The organism is Chryseobacterium sp. UYP7 (assembly GCF_056279225.1).
Map to the genome: position 1 here is coordinate 265,418 of NZ_JBWBQW010000001.1, position 19,513 is coordinate 284,930.

The following is a 19,513-nucleotide window of genomic DNA, read 5'->3' on the forward strand; positions in this document are numbered from 1 at the left end:
TTCTTTTATATATTTTCGTCGAGCTGTTCACTTGTTTTGCCGAATCTCCTTTCTTTATTCTGATAATCGTAGATGCACTTAAATAGATCCTCTCTTCCGAAATCCGGCCAAAGAATATCTAAAAACTGCAGCTCAGAATAGGCAATTTGCCAAAGCAGGAAATTACTAATTCTAACTTCGCCGCTGGTTCTGATCAATAAATCTACCGGCGGAAAATCTTTGGTATACAAATGATCTTCAAATACTTTTTCGTTGATCTCTTCTTCTAGCAGTTCACCGGATTTTACTTTTGCACTAATTTGCTTTACAGCATTCAGAATCTCATTCTGCGAGCCATAACTTAAGGCTAAAATTAAATTGCCCTGCGTATTATCCTTTGTAATTTCAGCCAGTTGTAACATCTGATCCCTAACCAATTCGGGTAATTTATCAAGATCCCCGATAACATGCATTCTTAAACCTTTAGAAAAAATTTCTTCTGCTTCTAAAAGTAAAGTTTCAGAAATAAGACTCATTAAAGTACTTACTTCATCGTCTGGGCGGTTCCAGTTTTCTGAGGAAAAAGTGTAAAGGGTAAGGTATGGAATATGAATTTCGTTACAGGCATTTACCACATCGCGAACTGCTTTGATGGCGTTTTTGTGACCGAAAGTACGTTCTTCTCCGCGCGATTTAGCCCATCTTCCGTTCCCATCCATAATGATGGCAACATGTTTGGGAAGCTGATCCAAATTTAATTTATCTTTTATCGACTGCATTTTACTGTCCACAATAACAAGGTGGTCTACCGAATGAGTATGTAAGTCCCAGCGTTACTGAGTTTACCCAATCTTTTGAATTAATATTTCCGATCTGTCGGTTTTGTAGAAATTCTGCAGCACGTGCGTCTGCAACTTCTTTATAAGGAGTATCCTGTAATAGTGATTTCGTAGTTCCGTCTACGACAATATCTTTATTATAAGTCTGTTTCACACTTTTATCATCTATCATACTATAATCGATAGAATCCGAAAAAGTCGGGCGGAACATAAATTCACCAAAAAGCGCCCAGTTGTAATTGAATTTATATTTTAAACCCACACCAAACGGGATCGCCATCGTAAATTGTTTTCCTGCCACGTAAGTCGGAGTGGTTAAAAAATCCTCGCTGTTGGTTGGCGCTATTGCGTTGCCACCACCATCTCTGTTAAAATCATTTTCTAAATTAACCTGAGTCGTATTCGCAAGCAAACCACCTACTCCACCAAAAATGTAAGGACTTAGCAAACTTTTTTGCTCATCGTTAACAGGGAAAAAATTATATTCGAAAATTAAATCTGCCTCGATGATAGAATTTGTTCCGGATAATTTCCTGTTGCGCCGGTACGTTTCTTTCGCGTAAGCATCTAAAAACTGAATATGACTGTATCCAACGTTTAATCGAACGGTTTGGTAAGGATTAAAGTTCATTCGGTACAATGCTCCAACATACAACGGAATCCCGTAGTCTGCGATGTTGTTGATCACCGGTTTTTGTAAAATGTAATTGGTTCTCCCAATATCTCCTACCAGATTACTCATGCCCAATTGCACCCCTACTTCGTGACGTTGCCCTTTATAGGAAACCGAAATAAAAATAAACGCGAGCAAGGAATAAATAATCTTCTTTTGCATGAATAGCTGGACCTCAATTTTCATAAATAATTTTGCAAATATAAAACATTTTTACTTTAAGGAAATTCTTAATTTATAGTTAAATAACCTCAAAAAAGCATAATTTTTTGATTTAAAAACGATAATAAAATCTTTTTATGATTTAGCTAAAATAAAACCCTCCTTTCCGAGGGTTCTAAAATCAACTGTTTCCGAATATTTTTCTTAATTTATTTCTAACTTTTATCAGCGTTGGTTCCTGGTAATTTTTGTCTTCATCAAAATACCCGTAACCATAGCCATAACCGTAACCATAGCCGTACCCATATCCATAACCCTGTTTCGCCTGGAAATCGTTATAAACTAAGCCCAAATGCTCGATTTCGTGATTGTGATATTTTTCGGTAATCATTTTCATCATGTATTTTTCGGTATACTCGTGTCTCACCACATAGACACTTGCGTCAGAGTATTTCATCAATTCAAAGGAATCGGCTACCAGTCCTACGGGTGGCGAATCTATAATAATAAAATCATAAATCTTTTTCAGATCCATTATAAACTGAATATTCCTTTCGCTCATTAATAATTCTGAAGGATTTGGCGGAATTGGTCCTGACGTCGCCACATGAAGATTAGGAATTCTCGTGGTATTGATGATTTTTTCCATGTCCACTTCCCCTGTCAGGAAATTAGAAATCCCGTATTTATTATCGATCTTAAAATCTCCAAAAATTTTAGGTTTCCGTAAATCCATTCCAAGCAGGATCGTTTTTTTACCACTTAAGCCCAAAACTGAAGCAATGTTTATGGAGACATACGTTTTACCTTCGCCACCAACGGATGATGTAACTAAAATGACTTTCGACTGATCATCTTCTTTGTGTAAGAACCTAAGATTGGCGCGAATTCCCCTGAACGCTTCGGAAATGGAAGAGCGAGGCTGTTCTAACACCGTTAAATTGTTATCGTGCGTGTTTTTACCAACAACGCCGAGTAGCGGAATTTTGGTAGCCTGCAGCAGTTCTTTAATGTTTCTGATTCTGCTGTCTAAAGCTTCAGAAATTCCTAGAACCAAAAGTGGTAAAAGCAACAATCCACCAATAATGGAATATTTTGTTTTTTGCACGTCTGGCGCAATTGGACCTTGTCCAAGATTTTTGGCGGGGTCAATAACGGTAATATCGGACTTATTGGTTGCAACGCGGATCTGGGTTTCATTCTGTTTGGAAAGCAAACTGTTGTAAGTTGCTTCGATCATGTTATAACCGCGTTCTGCATCCAGATATCTTCTTTCTTTTTCCGGATAAGAAACCAGGTCCACACTTTCGCCCGCAATTTCGTGATCGATCTTTGTTATTTGACTTAAATAAGCCGTGTAATAATTTTTTATAGAACCTGTTGAATTTCCTCTGGCTTCATTGATCAGGCGGTTGATTTCCTTCATTGGCTCAGAATTCGGCGTGTAAATTAAAGCCAGTTCTCTTCTTTTTGCGTAAAGTGCCTTTAGTTCTGAAACCGTTGCGCTAAAAACTCCATCTTCAATTCCCGCAGCATTCATACTGATCATGCGGTCTAAATTTTGAGAAGCTAACGTATTTTTAATGTTATTCAGTGAGTTGATCTTCGTGATGATGTCGGCTTTCTTACTTTCCAGATCTTTTATTCGTGACAAAGCTTTCTCGTCGCGGTCTTTAATATCATACAATCCTTCGGAAACTTTCATATGATTTAAAACGGTTGCGCTGGAATCTAATTTCCTCCGGATCTGGGCCAGATTATCGAAAAGGTATTTTTCGGTGTTTTTATCGACCGTATTTCTGTCGATCAATCTTTTTTTCTCAAGCTCATCAACAGAGGTATTCAGGAAATTAACAGTTCCATTTAGATTATAGCCACTTTTGGTGATGATCATAATGGTGTTGATCTCTTTATCGAAATCAACGCCAATACTGGAAACCAAATTGTTAACGGTTTGATTAACAGTCGAAAGATCAAGAATAATATTGTCTAAAACGATCGGTGTCGGTTGTGGATTTTTTACCAGTTTAAACTTTAAATTAGGAGAAATATACCATTCGTTGACGGCAATTATTTTGTTTATCGGCCGGTTGTAAGGCGCAGCACTCGTAAAGTTTTCGGTAATAAAAGAATATAGTGATCTTGATTCCCCTTGTTCCGGAAGAACAACTTCATACCGATCACCGCCCTTTGGCATTAGCGTAATGGAATAATTAACCTGTTGCGGGTGAGATTCATCGATCTCTAAAAAAATAGGCGAATCATATTTATCCAGATAAGTTTGTTTGATGAGTCCTTTTGTGGAATAATTCACATAAAGATCCAGCTGTTTAACCAAATATTCGTTGTGCGAGCGTGAAAGGAGCATCTTCTTTAGATAAATCCCATCCTGATTTCCATTTTGTCCCCAAATAAAGTTGATGGATTGATTTGGCGTAAAATAACTTGCTGTATTATTCGAAATGCTTAATGATAAGTTTGAAGCGTAAATACGCTGTGCGTAATATTTGCTGTAAACCCAGGAAATTCCGTATCCCAAAATTGCCATCAATACAAACCAATACCAGTTTTTAAGGACTCTTCGCAGAAAGTGTTCAAGATCGAAAAATGCAAAAGATCCCACTTTTTCACCTTGATCCGAACTGGATTTAGACTTGTTTTCTTTTTCCGGAATCATCTTAGAGTCTTGTTAAAATTAAGTAAATGGATATCGCGGTCGTAATTACAGAAACTCCGGTCGTGAGTGTTTGGATTGGATCTTTTCCTAAACCATTCAAGTTTTTGGCCCGAGTGTTCAAAAAGATCTCGTCCCCATTTTGTACCCAATAGTAGGGAGAATTCATCACATCTTCCCGTGTTAGATCTATTTTTGCGATTTTTATTCCTTCCGGCAGCTTTCTGTGAATCACCACATTTGTGCGGTCAACAGTTCGGTTCAAACCGCCATTTATAGCAAGTGCTTCGGTAATGGTTATGGTATTTTTATGCGCTTTCTTCTCACCGCTTATTTCCACGGTTTCAACATCTCCTAAAATATAGTAAGTGATTCCATCGGTGTTTAAGCGAACTTCAGATTTACCTTCTAGAAAGTTTTCGTTTACACGATTTTGAATTTCCAGCGTAATATCTTCAATCGTTCTGCCTTCAGCTTTCACAAAACCAATTCCCATAATGTTGATATCGCCTTTGGAATCGACCTTTAAGCCGTTAAAATAAAAACTTGAATTACCACCTTGTCCAATAGTGGTTCCGGAGGAGGAACTTACGGCAGCGGTGCTCGCTCCTGCTCCTTCTGCCGAGGCGTTAAGTGCCGAGTAGAATTGTGCAGCGTCACCTTTCGGCGTGGTTACAATATTCAAATTAAGCATATCGTTTTTCGTAACTCTATAAATTGGAATGTTGTAAGGAACCAAACCTTCTTCGTTGATCACAAGATTTTCGTTGGGTTGCATATATCGCACATCTTTCGTAGAAATACAGGAACTTAATACGAGTGACAGTATTAAAAGAAGTAGAATTTTATATATTTTCATCAGTTTTAGTGTGGTTTGCAAAAATAACAAATAATTAATTAGCTTTTTTTCTGGTTAATAGAATAAATCTTGGAATATACGCGCCAATAAATCCTAACGTGACAATAATCAAAAGTAATAAATTCACATTAATATGTCGAAAATAATTAGCGACTGCGACTATAAAAAGATAATACAGAATGATATAAAAAGTGGATCGCTTGTGACTTAATCCCAGATTTAATAAGGAATGATGAATATGATTCTTATCTGCGACAAACGGCGACTTACGCTGCACAATGCGGATCATAAATACATTAAGCGTATCTATAAGCGGCAAAATAAGAATCGCCATCGCAATTGCGGGTGCGGATTGAAGGAAATATCTTGGAACTTCCGGGTTGTGTTTATCAATAAAAATATCGATGAAGCAAATGGCTGTAAATGCCAGTAGAAACCCCAAAATCATAGAACCGGTGTCGCCCATAAAAACTTTGTTGGTTCGGTAATTTGAAAGATTATAGTATAAAAATCCAACCACAGAACCGATTATCACGCCCGAAAGGATCACCAAAGGATAATTATATTCTCCCAAACGAAAATAACTGATGCCAAATAAAGCACTGCAAATGATAGAATATCCGCCCGCTAACCCGTCGATCCCATCAATTAAATTAAAGGCATTAATTAATACAATAAATGTAAAAATACTCACTACAACACTGAAAAAATAAGACAGTTCATAAACCGCGAATAATCCAAAAAAGCTCCGGATCCGAACATCAGAACCAATGACCATAAGCGCCGTTACAACGATTTGAGCCAAAAGTTTTTTGTAAGCCCGCATCACCACAATATCATCCATCACGCCGATGTACAGTAAGATTACCAGCGAGGCGAACAGAAATTTATACAAGTCGAAAAGTTCGAAAGCGAAAATAGAAGCACAAACCGCCAACGAATAAAAAATGGCAATTCCGCCCAAATTTGGGATCTTCCGAAGATGTGAACTTCTTAGCCCCGGCTCATCCATTAAATTTTTTCTTTTCGATATTTTTACGATGGTGGGAATTGATAAAAAAGTCAATAAAAAGGAACACACCATTCCCAGCGCCAATTTCAAATAAAACTGCGGGATCCCAATATCTGTGATTATTTCTTTTATTTCATTCATTTGTACTTACCAAAGTGCGTTATCATATCTATCGATCGTAAATCCACCACGATGACCATTACCGCTTCCAAAATAGAAAAACATGGCAACAAAATACGCCATAAAACCTAAATAGAGAATTTGTCTTTTTCGATCTTTAACGGCATAAACCAAATTACTTAAACAAAACATGGTGACAAAAAACATATAGGCGCCCGGAAGCCGAACTGCAAAAATCTCATTAGACCTGAAGAAATAAAACATGGCCATACCAAAAACCGCCAGATTGCGCATGTATTCGTACCACCAAACTTCTTCGCAACCCTCTTTATCATACCGGATCAAAATATAGATAAATATTATTTTTACAATATCATTTAAGCCCGTTTCTACCTGAGTTCCATAATATTTATCATCCATATAACCGGTATATGCACCCGAAATGTCCTGTGGAGCAATTGCCCCAAAAAAGGCGCTTCCGAACCGGTAAAGTTCCAGAGGTGAGGAAAGGACTGCAACGACCAAAATCCAGAATATTCTTTTTCTGTTAAGCGGTATTTTTACGATCCAATAGGCTGGCAAAAAAACGATTGAAGTTTTATGGAAACCCAATGCAATATAAATACACAGTAAAAATAAAGGCAGATTTCGTTCTTTGATAAATTTGAAAGAGGCGACACATACTGCAATTCCTAACCCTTGCCGCATTTGTCCAGAATCTTCGAAAAACATGATGGGCATGAAGTAAAACAGCAGAGCTATCGTAGGAAATGCCACGTTTTTGTAAATGGTGGTGAACTTTAATGTAACGGTGATCACCGCCATGATCAAAGTGACAATGTAAAAAGGAAATCCAAAATCGAAGACCAGTTTATTGATCAATACAAATATCCATTCGATCTCCTCAGTGTTGGGGCGGAAAAGCGCTTTATCTAAAACATCGCCGTAAGAAGTGTACACTGCAAAACCGGAGAAAAGCATTCTGTAAACGGGATAATCGGCACCTACATCGATCCGAAAACCTACCGCAACAATGATCATTACCGCAGTGATCCACACAAAAATGCTTTGCTTTTTTTCTAACCGAAAAATTTCCCAATAACTCGCAAACGCAAGAAAGAGAAAAATCACAATAAAAATGGGGTGGAGAACCGGCATTAATTCATTTATATTTTAAACTAATTTCCGCAACAGTTTCTCCTGCTTTAAGAAATAAAGTGAGTAATAAATTTTTTTTCTTACAGACAAAGATAACAGATAATTCATTCCAAAGCGTTTGTAAGACCAAATTTCTAAACTTGAAATGTTATTTTCTGCGATGAATTTTCTTAAGGTTAAAGACATCTTAATATAAGTCTCCTCATCTTTTACAAAAGCAAGATAAGCCAGAAAAGTATAAACTCCTTCTAAAATCAGAAAGTTTTTAAATTCGGCTTTTTTAGAAGAATATATTGATTTTTTAAAGGCAACTTCCACATCTTCAACAGCTTTCAAAATATCAAGTCCTTTTTCGGTATGTGTTTTTGAGATGGAATCTTCTCTCTCTAAATATTGATAATGATAATTTTGAGTCTGAGCAATGATCTTAGATTCTAAAACCAATTGTGGAATTAACTGAATATCTTCAAAATGAACTCCTTTCTTGAATCTTAAATCTCGAAATAATTCTTTCCTGAAAATTTTATTACACGCAAAATAACTGATGTCGGAAAAAAGAGAAAAATGATCTTTCAGCAAAATTTTCTCCGGCAAGTTTGGAATTTGAGGGAGTTTTTGAGTAACCTTTCCAGCTGCATCTACTTTCTGAAGATTGCAGATGACAATCTCTGCGGAATGTTTCTGCGCCAGATCGTACATTTCCTCAAACATAATTTCCGAAACATGATCATCGCTATCGACGAACCCGATAAATTCACCCTCTGCTCGGTCTAAACCAAAATTTCTTGCATCGCTTAAACCCCCGTTTTCTTTTATAAATGCTTTAATTTTTAAAGGGAATTGTTCCTGAAATTCATTAATGACCGTTTGAGAATCATCTGTACTCCCATCATTGATCACTATGATCTCGATTTGCTGCAAAGTTTGATTTACCAGAGAATTTAAACATTTTCTCAGGTATTTTTCAACATTGTAAACAGGAACGATAATAGAGATTTTAATCATTCAGCGGTAATTTATGCACCAGTTTATAAAGGTAATAATCTTTTCCGATGGGTCTTATTTTATAGATCCATCTTAAAATTTCCGGGGCATTATTATGAATTTTTGCTATCTGATAAACTTTCACAAGTTGATATTCTTTTTCGAACGTAGAAATATCTTCTGGTTTAATGGCATAAAAACGACTTTCTAAACCGGGTTTTTGCGCGATGGATAGAAGATAATCCGGTTGATATTTCTTTACAGAATTGATCCACCAGTACTTTTCATCTTTAAGCATTTCCTCGGTAATTTTTTTATTCACCAAACCAACCTCATCGTAAGTGTAAAGATTGGTGTAGAATGGAATTATTCCCGCAGGTTCAAGCATAATGGAATTTTGCATAGAGATTTTATCCCCGTTAATATCTGCTGCGATCTGCATTCTCTGGCGTTCTTCCATATAACCGATCGTGTAGGACTGAAGCAGTTGAAAAGCGTACAACGCAAAAACACCAAGAAAAACTACCGGATATACAAATCGGTTTCTAACTTTAATGAATTCAAAAATATAAAACAGAATTACGGCCAACATAAAAACCCTTGGCAACCAATAATACCAATCGAAATAAGCTTTAAAATAAGCAAAAACAGTGATCTTTAATAAGGCAAAAACGAGCACGGAAATTAGGATCCATCGAGTTTTATATGGAATACGGTTTTTGTCTTTACTAATTTTGAAAATACAGAATCCCAGAATCATCAAAGATCCAATAAAAATCAAAAATGTATAAATTGAATATTTCTTAATGAGTCCGCCGTAATAAGCCCACTGATAAAGAAAATGCGAAAAATCATTATTCTGAATGAGATTTTTATACGCGATCTTCTTTGCCGTGATGGTATGATTGACCAACTCCCCGAAATATAAATAATTAAAAGATACCACACTCACCAAACCTAAAACTCCACCTAAAATATAGATATAATTGATCTTCTTTTTAATGATCATATCTGCCAGAAAGAACACGCCCAGAAAAATAACGGTGTCGATCCTCGTCCAAAGTAATAAGATAGGAAAGATCAGGTAAGCCCAGTTTTTCCCTTTATAAATACCGAAATAAATAAGTCCGTTATAGAGAAAAAATAAAATTCCATATTCCATCCCCAAACCGGATGCAGTGAGTGCGGGCGGAAGCATGTTCAGGAAAATAACGAAAAAACCTCGTTTTAAAACATCAGCAGGAAACAGGATTTTTGCAAGCCACAATGATCCGATGGCAAAAAGAATCCCACTAAAAATAAGCAAAGGATAAATAAAATGCACTCCAAAAATAAACTGGAAAAAAGCCGAAACCAAAACATACAAATGGGTCGTAGATGCCGAAATCCTTTCCTCCCCATTAAAACCGATCACGCCATAATTTAAGAGATTCCGTGCAACACGCCAGGTAATGAAGGAATCCTCCTGTATATTTTTGGTCAGAAACAAGGGCAATTTCAGGATCGCCGTGATACCGATCAACAAAAAAGGATTATTAAAAATTTTAGATAAAGCGCTTTTCATTCTGCTGATTATGTCTGAAAAATAATTTTGGTAGTTTTTAAAAGTCGGTAAAAAATTAATTTTTCAGCAGGCGCGGATTTAGAAAACCTTTTTTCGCTTCTTCGTATTCCCATTTTGCACAGGGGATTAAATTCGCGGCATTCTCGTCATCCCCAAAATACCACAAATTACTAAATGTATCGCGTTTAAAAGCATATTGACCATCATCGATCATCACCCAGAAAGTTTCATACGATCTTTCTACAGGATGGGATTTCTGAATATTAATTCCTTCAATCAAATGCCAGATGATTTGCGCCAAAAGTTGATGGTTCAAAAATTCTTCTGAATGAGCATTGAAGTTGAAAATTCCGACCGATTTAAGGTTTTCACTTAAGCCGATCTCTTTCATATAAGCACAAATTTCCCTTTTGTTTAAACCGTTTACCTGTGGATTAGCAGAAAAACCGTCGCCGGAACTTTCTACCGCATCACAGTTTAAAGTCACCAGATGAGCTCTCCGGAAAAAAGGTTCTGTTCTTTCCGTAGAATTCATCATTTCGGCCAACCTAATAATGTCAAATTCTACTTCCTTCATCAGTTTTACCGAATCCAGTTCATTTAAATGTTTCTGATAACCAAGATGATGGTAATTTTTTATAGTGAATTCTTTGGAACTTAAGATCTTGGAGAGGAAATTCTTTTCCGTAATTTCTTCACCATCATTTAATAATGAAATGATATTGGAGATCTGCGTATAATTAATGTTTTTCTGATGAAAATTTAAGGCTGAAAAAAGAGATAAAGCCAAATCATTACTTCCGCCCACAACCACGGGAATGGTGTTTTTATAATGACACATCGAGAGGATCTCCTGTAAAATATAATGCGTATCCTCGTGCGATTTTCCTGAAATAAGATCTCCCAGATCACAAATCGGCAATTCGAAATCCAGTTTCGACAGTTGATACAATGCTTTTCGAACCCTTTTAAAATCCAGAATTTCTGCTTCTCCGTTTTTTAAGCCACGATAATCTGAACAAAAAATTAAGGCAATTCCATTTTCGGGAATTTCTGCGGAAATGATGTTTCCAAGTTGCCATTTTTCAGTTTTAATTTCTTTCGGAGGAAGGAGAATGTCTTCGATATTCATTTTTATATTTTGATCCGTTAAGAGGAAATGATTTTGAGCAAAAGTAACAAAAAAAAGCACAATCAAAACGATTGTGCTCCCTCCATCACAACTAAGTAAACTATTGCTTAATCAGTTTTTTACTTACTACAGAACCGTCATTCATGAAGATCTTTAAAATATAGATTCCTTTTTGAACGCTGGTTGCGTTAACTCTTCCATCCTGCACTGTTCCTTTCAGTACTAATTTCCCGCTAAAATCGTAGATCTCATAATTTTTGGAGTTCGTATTGTTGATTGAAAATTCATCTTTAAAAGGATTTGGATAAATTTTTAACTCATTGTTTTCAGGCAGTGGAACAATTTGTTTTGAATTTTTCTGTAAAACTGCTGGTGCCGTATTTTTTGGAGCGGTAGTTCCTAAAAGCCTGCTCTCATCTTTCGCACATCTAACACTCATTCCAGCTTGTGGATAAACGCCGGTAGCCGTTTGCATTTTATTTCCCTGAAACTGTAGTCCTAATGCAAAACCAGTATGCATGTCTGCTAACGAAGCAGTCCATACTCCGGAGCGAGCCAGTTCTACTGTTTTCCCACTTAATTCCCCTCTAATTCCATCTTTTGGAAAATTACCGATATTGAAAGTTGGGCTTTCGAATTTCCATCCATTATTTCCATCAACTGTTCCACCGTAGAAATTAGTAAGGTCATGCCACTGATCCTGAATTACACCCGCTTTCCCATATGCATCAGCATTATAACCGTTGTACCAGGGTGAAGTTCCTTTCGAGCCTGTGTAAAGATTCGTGAAAGAAACATCGGGAACTCTCCATCCTTCCGGACAAGGATCGAAGGGTGATTTCTTATCGCCATGTCCCCATCGGTCTTCTGCCTGCCCTCTCTCATTAGAAACCCAGTCATTAACTTTTGAAAGATCATTGTTGTAATGGTTTCCGCCATCGTAAATCGCTCCAGCTGAGCTTTGATAAAGAAAACGTAGCGGATTTCTAACAGAATAAAGAATGTTTTCCTGAACTCTTTTGTAAGCTACCGGATTGGTAGAGCCATATTGTCCGTAAGAATCGGTGTATTTACTTCCATATTGTTTCCCGTTGATATCCTCATAATTAATAAGAAATCCTTTTAAGTATTCACTTGGTGTTGCAATTTGAATATTGTCGGAGAACACATAAAGCAATTGTGAATGGTTACTCACAAATGAAGGGATCGGATCTTTTCTTCCCCATTGATAATGTAAACCATTTGCATAACCCGATGCGATGTCACTTTTTTCAGCGCCCAAATTTCTATCCATAAAAACCGTTTTTAAAGCCGGCATTTTGCTCGCTGTAGGATTGATGAAATTGAAGGCAGCCGGTAGCGGTGTTTCTGTCGTGTAAGCAACAGCATTTTCTGCAGGATCACTGTCGGTTGCCCAAATATGCCAGCTCCAAAGTGGCGGACTATTCTGCGTATTGGCATGAAGAGAAATTACTGCATTCCCTTTTTGTCCCGGATTAATATCAACTTCAATAAAAGAAAGCTTGCCATCTTTCGGGTGCTTATTCATTTGGAGATTAGCGACTAAATTAGGATTGGTAGACCACAAAACCTTAGCTACTAAATTATTAGAACCAATCATTCCGTGATCAGAAAGCAACTGGTTGTACACCGAAAATGCTTTATTTACAGGGATTGATACATGCGTTTCATCAACGAGGACATAAGAATTTGGATTATCTAAACCAGCTCTAAAATCTTCTTCATTCACTTTGAAATATTGCGTAGCAAAATCGCCGATCTGAGCAAGATTTGGATCTTTCATGCATTTTACGGCATTCCCGGATTTCGTCGGATTTGTTTGATTAATATAGATCGCGTGAAGTCCAACACTCGTATTGTTACGAACCGGATCCGAAATCATCGAGAAAATTCGTGCGCCATCGTAAGCAAAAGTAGAACTCCATAAACCGCCATTCGCAGCATTATCCTGAAAAGTTACGCCAACCGGAGCTGTAGGAGCTGCTGGATTAGGATAATAAACATATCCACCTGAAACAGGTATTATTCCTAAGTTTCTGGTACCACCTTTAGCATTGGTGAAATCCATACCAAGGCCTGGATAAACTTTAATTCCATCTAACATCGGATTAACACTATCAGGGAAAAGTTGTCTGTAACCAGTAGTAGTATCATCGTTTACCCCACTATTTTTTCTACCGAAAAAGGCTAAGTTATTATTTTGAGTTTCTCTACCGTAGTAAGAAGGAACGCGCCACCCGTTTGGACAAGGATCAAGTTCAGACTTTAATTCATAAGAAAGACTTTCTTTTCTCAATGTCGTGTTAGAACTGCTTCCGTTGCTGTTTCCACCTTTTGCATTATCGGACCAAAGATCCCACGTCATATAATTGGGACTAACTCCTGCGACTTTATATCTGCTGCTGGAAAACCAGTTGCCGTTTGCATCTGTATTAATGATATAAGTTAAAGGATTATTTACCGCATACTGCATGTTTTTTTCAATTTCGTCGAAAGGTCTCAATTCAACGGGAATTGTATTTACAGGATCAATTTGTTTGTGTCTTAAAACGCCTACTTCTCCAGAAATCTGGTAAAAGTCCGCATCTTTATAAACCAAAGGAGGGAACGGATCTTTTCGACCCCATTCGTACATGAGTCCACCAGATTTTTGCCATTGGTCACCTAAAAAAGTGTTGCTCGTTGCACCCAAATTTCGGTCCATGTATTGGGTATTAATGAGGTTTCCATTGATGTCGGTTTCTATACCCTGGCTGTACGTTACTCCATTTGCCGGATTATCGGTCACCCAAATATGCCAGCTCCAGAAAATGATTCCATCTACTTTAAAAGCAACAACCGCATTTCCTTTGCCTTTTCCTTTATTAATTCGAACTTTAATTTTTGATTTAGAGGGATCGGAATCCGGAACCATCGCTACGCTTGTGATCATGCCGGGAACATCTTCCCAAAAAATCGACGCGCTTTGTATTCCGGCCGGAATGGGATTCGAGGCGCCGTTGGATTTTAAATATTCGTAGTTGGACCACATTTCGTAAGCCTTAACCACGGGAATTTCAATTCCGCTGTAATCGTTGGAATTTGCAACATCCAAATCGTAAATGTAACTATTGGGAGCTTTTGCGTTATTCGGAGTTTGGGAATACGCGAGATTTGCTAACAAGCAAATTACGAACAAATGAATTTTTATCATAGGAAAAAAAATTATACAATTAATATTTTGTAAATCTTTTTTTCATCTTGTGTGTGTTAGGACTTTTCATTTGTGAGTTTGTAAATATATCAATTTATGATTACGGTTTAGAGAATTTTTTTAAAAATATGATAAATATTTTATGTTACAGAACGTTAATATAGTATAGATACTGTATTCCGAACATCTAATTACCTTAGAATCAAATCATAAGATTTACGATATCATTTTTAAAATTCTTAACAACGAAGAAAAATATTTCATTATTTAACATTATTTGCTCTCAAAATCGTCAAAAACCTGTCGTTTTTCAGCATCAAAAATCTACAAATACGGATTATTGGGAAAGAATTTCGTCGGATAAGACAAAAAAAAACCTGAAAAGCTTGCACTTTTCAGGTTAATATTGATGATTTAATTATTTACTTCTTCTTCGCAACCGCTTTCTTCGCCGGTGCCTTTTTAGCAGGCATTTTCTTAGCTGCAGTTTTTTTCGCGGGTGCTTTTTTTACTTTTTCTTTAAAGGCATTTTTATCCTGGGCTGTGATCCATTTTTTCACCTCATCCAAAGAAACATCTGCCAATTCTTCGACGGTATATTTTTCGTCTTTGTTTGTTTTTGGAATTTTAAAAATGTTTTTTCCAAATTTTACGATCGGACCCCATCTGGCGTTTTCAATAGAAATTTTTTCAGTTTCCCACTGCTGAATATAGCGATTCGCTTCTTTTTCTAGCTTGGCCTCAATTAATTCATTAATGTCGTTTTGAGATAAATTATCGAAATCATATCTCTTTGGAACATTAATAAAAATAGACTGATATTTAATGAAAGGACCAAATCTCCCCGTTCCTTTCGTTACCGGTTCGTCTTTATAAGTAGCAATTGGCGCATCTGCGATTTTCTTTTCATTGATGATCTCTTCTGCTCTTTCCTGCGTAATTGAAAGTGGATCTTCACCGCGCGGAATACTGATAAACGTTTCTCCCCATTTCACGTACGGCCCAAATCTACCCACTCCGATGGTTACTGTTTGATCTTCAAAATTCGTCAGATCAAAAGGAATTTTAAATAACTCCAGAGCTTCCTCTAAAGTAATGGTTGCAATGTTCTGCGACGCCATTAAACTTGCGAAGATGGGTTTTTCTTCATCATCCTGTTCTCCAATTTGAACCATTGGTCCAAACCTTCCGATTCTTACCAGCAAATTTTTGCCTGTTTTTGGATCGACTCCTAAAATTCGTTCTCCATTTGCACGGTCTGCATTTTCTTCAACATCTTCAATTTTCGGGTGGAAATCTTTATAGAAACCTTGTAAAACATCTTTCCATTTTTCACCACCGTTCGCAATATTATCAAAATCGGCCTCTACTTTCGCCGTAAATCCGTAATCCAGAATCTCTGCAAAATTTTGGGTTAAGAAATCATTTACGACTTCGCCAATATCCGTTGGTACAAATTTGTTTTTATCACCGCCAAACTTCTCTACTAAAATTTCTTTTTTAAGATCGCTTTTATCCAGAGTCATTTTCATGATCTCTCTTTCGTGCGGAATAATTTCTTTCTTATCAACATACTCCCGATTCTGAATTGTTTGGATCGTTGGTGCGTACGTAGACGGTCTTCCGATACCGAGTTCTTCCAGTTTTTTTACTAAACCAGCCTCTGTATATCTTGCAGAAGGACGCGTAAATTTCTGCGTCGCTTCTATTTTTTTATAATCTAAAGCTTCACCAACAGAAACTTTTGGTAGTAATTTTTCGTTGTTTTCTTCGTCATCATCTTCCGCTTTTACAATTCCGTACACCTTTAAGAAACCATCAAAAACAATAACTTCACCCTGTGCTTCAAAATGTTGTGGAAGTTTAGCGTTACCAATTTCAATAACTGTTTTCTCAATTTTAGCATTCGTCATTTGCGAGGCTAAAGTTCTTTTATAAATTAACTGGTACAGCTTGTTAAGTTGTGCATCACCAATACTTTTCATCGAAAAATCTGTGGGACGGATCGCCTCGTGAGCTTCCTGTGCAGAAGCAGATTTAGTTTTATAATTTCGTGGATTAGAATACTCCTCCCCAAATTCTGAAATGATCTGATCTTTCGCCCCATTAATGGCATCTTGCGAAAGATTTACAGAGTCGGTTCTCATATAAGTAATGAAACCTTCCTCGTACAAACGTTGTGCAACTCTCATCGTTCCAGTTACGCCGTAACCTAATCTGTTACTCGCTTCCTGTTGTAAAGTAGATGTTGTAAAAGGTGCAGAAGCAGTTCTGGTTCCAGGTTTTGTTTCTACATTAAGGACTTTGAATTCGGTTTCTTTGGAAAGTTTTAAGAATTCTTCAGCTTCCGATTCTTCTACAAAATCTTTTTTGAGTTTTGCTGCGATTTCCTGATCAGCATTATTTAAGAAAACGCCTTCCACTTTATAGGAGGATTTTGGTTGAAAACCTCTGATTTCCAGTTCTCTTTCTACAACCAACCGAACTGCAACAGATTGTACCCGACCTGCAGAAAGACCGGTTTTCACTTTTTTCCAGAGAACGGGTGACATTTCAAAACCAACAACTCTGTCTAAAATTCTTCTCGCCTGTTGTGCATCAACAAGGTTCTGATCAATTTTTCGGGGATTTTCGATTGCTTTTAAAATCGCATTCTTCGTAATTTCGTGAAAAACGATGCGTTTAGTATTGTCGTCGTTTAATTTTAATTCCTGCGCCAAATGCCAGGCGATAGCTTCACCCTCGCGATCTTCATCGGAAGCGAGCCAAACCATGTCGGCTTTTTTCACCGCCGCTTTCAGTTCGGTAACAAGTTTCTTTTTATCTGCAGAAACTTCATAATCCGGCGTGAAGGTTTGCAAGTCGATTCCCATTCCTTTTTTTGGCAAATCCCGGATGTGACCGAAACTTGATTTCACCTCGAAATCCTTTCCCAAATACTTCTGAATAGTTTTTGCTTTTGCAGGCGATTCTACGATCACTAAATTTTTTGACATCCTCGAAATTTTTGCAAAAGTAGAAGTTTTTTTTTAATACTTCGTTTTTACTAACATTTTACTCCTTAATATTATAATAAATTTTAAAATATTAATCCCTTATCTTTGAATTAAAGAAGAGAGGATTTGAAAAATTTCATTCGAAATATCATCCAAAGTCAGAAAATTTTTTACCGTTATTTTCGCAAAAAAGGTTTCAAACGATTTTTAAAAGAAAACATTTTAGAGGTCGATGGCAGTAATGAAGTAAAAGCAAAATCGATTGCGCTTGGAGTTTTTGTGGGAATCACTCCACTTTGGGGATTTCATACGGTGGCCATTCTGTTTTTAGCTTCTGTTTTCAAATTGAATAAATTTCTTTCCTACATCGGATCACAAGTGAGTTTTCCGCTTTTAATTCCTTTTATTGTTTTCCTTTCAATGATTATCGGCGCGCCTTTTGTGGGTGGCACGACGCATTTCGAAAATCAAACTTTAGATATGGATTTTATTAAAAATAACCTTATCCAGTATATCATCGGAAGTTTAATTCTTGCCACGATCTCGTCCTTAGCTTTGGGATTTCTTTCGTATCTTATCCTGCAGCAATTCAGTCCGAAACAAAAGTAAGATCTGATTTTTTTCCTGGGACATTCATTTAAAAATATTTTATAGATAAAAAATTACTTTATAATGTTCTCTATATTTCGTACAATTATCGAGCGCGATACCTATAACAGTATTTTATACTCTGCATTGGGCGGTTTGCTTTTGTTGTCGACCTATCATTTAGTCATGTTCTTACAAAACCGCGACAAATCATATTTACTTTACAGCTCTTACACTTTTTTCTCCCTTTTAGCGTACATGACCTTAATCGAAAGTGGTTTTCTAAAAGAGTTTAATGACTTTCTTGGTTTCGATCACTTCTCGAAAACTTTTTTTACCATTATTTTTAACTGTATTTATTTTTATTTTTTTACCAGTTTTTTAAAGGTTGCAAAAACCAGCCGTTTTTGGTATCGGCTGATCATTATTCCAATTTCTATACTGTTGATGATCGCTGTTTTAAGTTTCCTGATTTTACGACTATGGAATATTGACTATTTTTTTTCAACGTTTAAAAATGGATTTATTTATGTGATCGCGATCCAAACCCTGATCTCATTTTATGTATTGTTGAAGGTTAAAAATAAACTGAAATATTACATTTTGTTCGGTGGAATTGTTCTCTTTTTCTGCTCCATCATTGGAATGAGATCTGTTAGGGAATTGCCCTGGATCAACATCAGCAGAAAGCTGGGAGATTTTATATATTTTGCAGGATTTTTTATAGAAAATCTTGCGTTTTCTTTTGCGTTGGGTCATCGACAAAGGATCAATTTTAGAGAAAGAGCTTCTTTTCACAGAAACCTTATCACCGAGATGAAGAAAAATGAAGTTTTAAAAGACATCGTGAATCTCGAAAACCAAAAGCGTCTAACCATTGAAAACGAAAAAATAAAATATCTGCAGGAGATCTCGGACCTCAAACTTTCAGTATTAGAAAGTCAAATGAATCCCCATTTTATATTTAATGCTTTAAACTCCATCAAATTTTATGTTCTTGAAAATGAACCGCGGATTGCAGCGAATTATCTCACAAAATTTTCTAAAATAATCCGCACGATTCTCACCGCAACCACGATGAAAGAATTTACGCTTGAAGAAGAATTGCAAACGCTTCAGGTTTATTTGGATATAGAAAATTTGCGTTTCAATAATGCAATTGATTTCAGCATCACAATTGATCCAAAGATTGATCCCGAATCTATAAAATTACCGCCAATGGTTTTACAACCCTTTATAGAAAATGCTATTCTACACGGAGTTGCCTCTGTAAAAAACAAAAAGATCCATATCGAAATCCTTGGAAACAGTGATTCTGTCGAAATTCGAATTACCGATAATGGTATCGGTCGAAAAGAAGCCGAGCGATTACGATCAACATCCAGAACCAGACCTTCGATGGGAACGAAAATCGCCAACGGAATGCTCAAAAATTATTTCGGATCCACGTCTTATCAAATCACCTATCACGATCTGCAGGAAGATGAAAAACCGCTCGGAACCATGGTGGTTTTAAAAATTCCTGCGCTCAAAAATCTGAGTTCCTGAACGCTCCAAAA

The 19,513-nt window shown here is 36.7% G+C and carries 13 protein-coding genes; 2 read left to right on the top strand and 11 right to left on the bottom strand.

Going from position 1 to position 19,513, the window contains the following annotated elements; genetic code table 11:
• Positions 1-5: 5 nt before the first annotated feature.
• The 11 genes from ACZ9HT_RS01235 to topA form a co-directional block, all read right to left on the bottom strand.
• Positions 6-758, bottom strand: a complete 753-nt coding sequence (locus ACZ9HT_RS01235) for an isoprenyl transferase (RefSeq protein WP_476038610.1) — start codon at positions 756-758, stop codon at positions 6-8.
• Position 759: 1 nt separating this feature from the next.
• Positions 760-1,677, bottom strand: coding sequence for a type IX secretion system protein PorG (gene porG / locus ACZ9HT_RS01240; protein WP_476038611.1), 918 nt, complete (start codon positions 1,675-1,677; stop codon positions 760-762).
• A gap of 157 nt (positions 1,678-1,834) precedes the next feature.
• Complete coding sequence (locus ACZ9HT_RS01245; protein ID WP_476038612.1) at positions 1,835-4,330, bottom strand: exopolysaccharide transport family protein; 2,496 nt, start codon at positions 4,328-4,330, stop codon at positions 1,835-1,837.
• A 1-nt stretch (position 4,331) separates the two neighbouring features.
• On the bottom strand, positions 4,332-5,186 hold the full coding sequence (locus ACZ9HT_RS01250; RefSeq protein ID WP_476038613.1) for a polysaccharide biosynthesis/export family protein: 855 nt from the start codon (positions 5,184-5,186) through the stop codon (positions 4,332-4,334).
• 34 nt (positions 5,187-5,220) lie between these two features.
• On the bottom strand, positions 5,221-6,339 hold the full coding sequence (locus tag ACZ9HT_RS01255) for a glycosyltransferase family 4 protein (RefSeq protein ID WP_476038614.1): 1,119 nt from the start codon (positions 6,337-6,339) through the stop codon (positions 5,221-5,223).
• Positions 6,340-6,345: 6 nt separating this feature from the next.
• The gene (locus ACZ9HT_RS01260) at positions 6,346-7,476 is read right to left on the bottom strand and encodes an EpsG family protein (RefSeq protein ID WP_476038615.1); all 1,131 of its coding nucleotides are present in this window, start codon (positions 7,474-7,476) and stop codon (positions 6,346-6,348) included.
• Between the two features lie 15 nt (positions 7,477-7,491).
• On the bottom strand, positions 7,492-8,481 hold the full coding sequence (locus ACZ9HT_RS01265; RefSeq protein ID WP_476038616.1) for a glycosyltransferase family 2 protein: 990 nt from the start codon (positions 8,479-8,481) through the stop codon (positions 7,492-7,494).
• The gene (locus tag ACZ9HT_RS01270) at positions 8,474-10,024 is read right to left on the bottom strand and encodes a hypothetical protein (protein WP_476038617.1); all 1,551 of its coding nucleotides are present in this window, start codon (positions 10,022-10,024) and stop codon (positions 8,474-8,476) included. The genes ACZ9HT_RS01265 and ACZ9HT_RS01270 overlap by 8 nt, the downstream gene beginning before the upstream one ends.
• Before the next feature lie 55 nt (positions 10,025-10,079).
• On the bottom strand, positions 10,080-11,156 hold the full coding sequence (locus tag ACZ9HT_RS01275; protein WP_476038618.1) for a formimidoylglutamase: 1,077 nt from the start codon (positions 11,154-11,156) through the stop codon (positions 10,080-10,082).
• A 100-nt stretch (positions 11,157-11,256) separates the two neighbouring features.
• Positions 11,257-14,370, bottom strand: a complete 3,114-nt coding sequence (locus ACZ9HT_RS01280; protein ID WP_476038619.1) for a T9SS type A sorting domain-containing protein — start codon at positions 14,368-14,370, stop codon at positions 11,257-11,259.
• Between the two features lie 422 nt (positions 14,371-14,792).
• A complete protein-coding gene (topA, locus tag ACZ9HT_RS01285; RefSeq protein WP_476038620.1) occupies positions 14,793-17,366 on the bottom strand; it encodes a type I DNA topoisomerase in 2,574 nt (857 codons plus the stop codon).
• Positions 17,367-17,492: 126 nt separating this feature from the next.
• On the opposite strand from topA, the gene ACZ9HT_RS01290 reads away from it, so the two are divergent.
• On the top strand, positions 17,493-17,975 hold the full coding sequence (locus ACZ9HT_RS01290; RefSeq protein WP_476038621.1) for a DUF2062 domain-containing protein: 483 nt from the start codon (positions 17,493-17,495) through the stop codon (positions 17,973-17,975).
• Between the two features lie 63 nt (positions 17,976-18,038).
• Entirely contained in the window at positions 18,039-19,502 is a 1,464-nt protein-coding gene (locus tag ACZ9HT_RS01295) for a sensor histidine kinase (protein ID WP_476038622.1), read from the top strand.
• Positions 19,503-19,513: the final 11 nt, after the last annotated feature.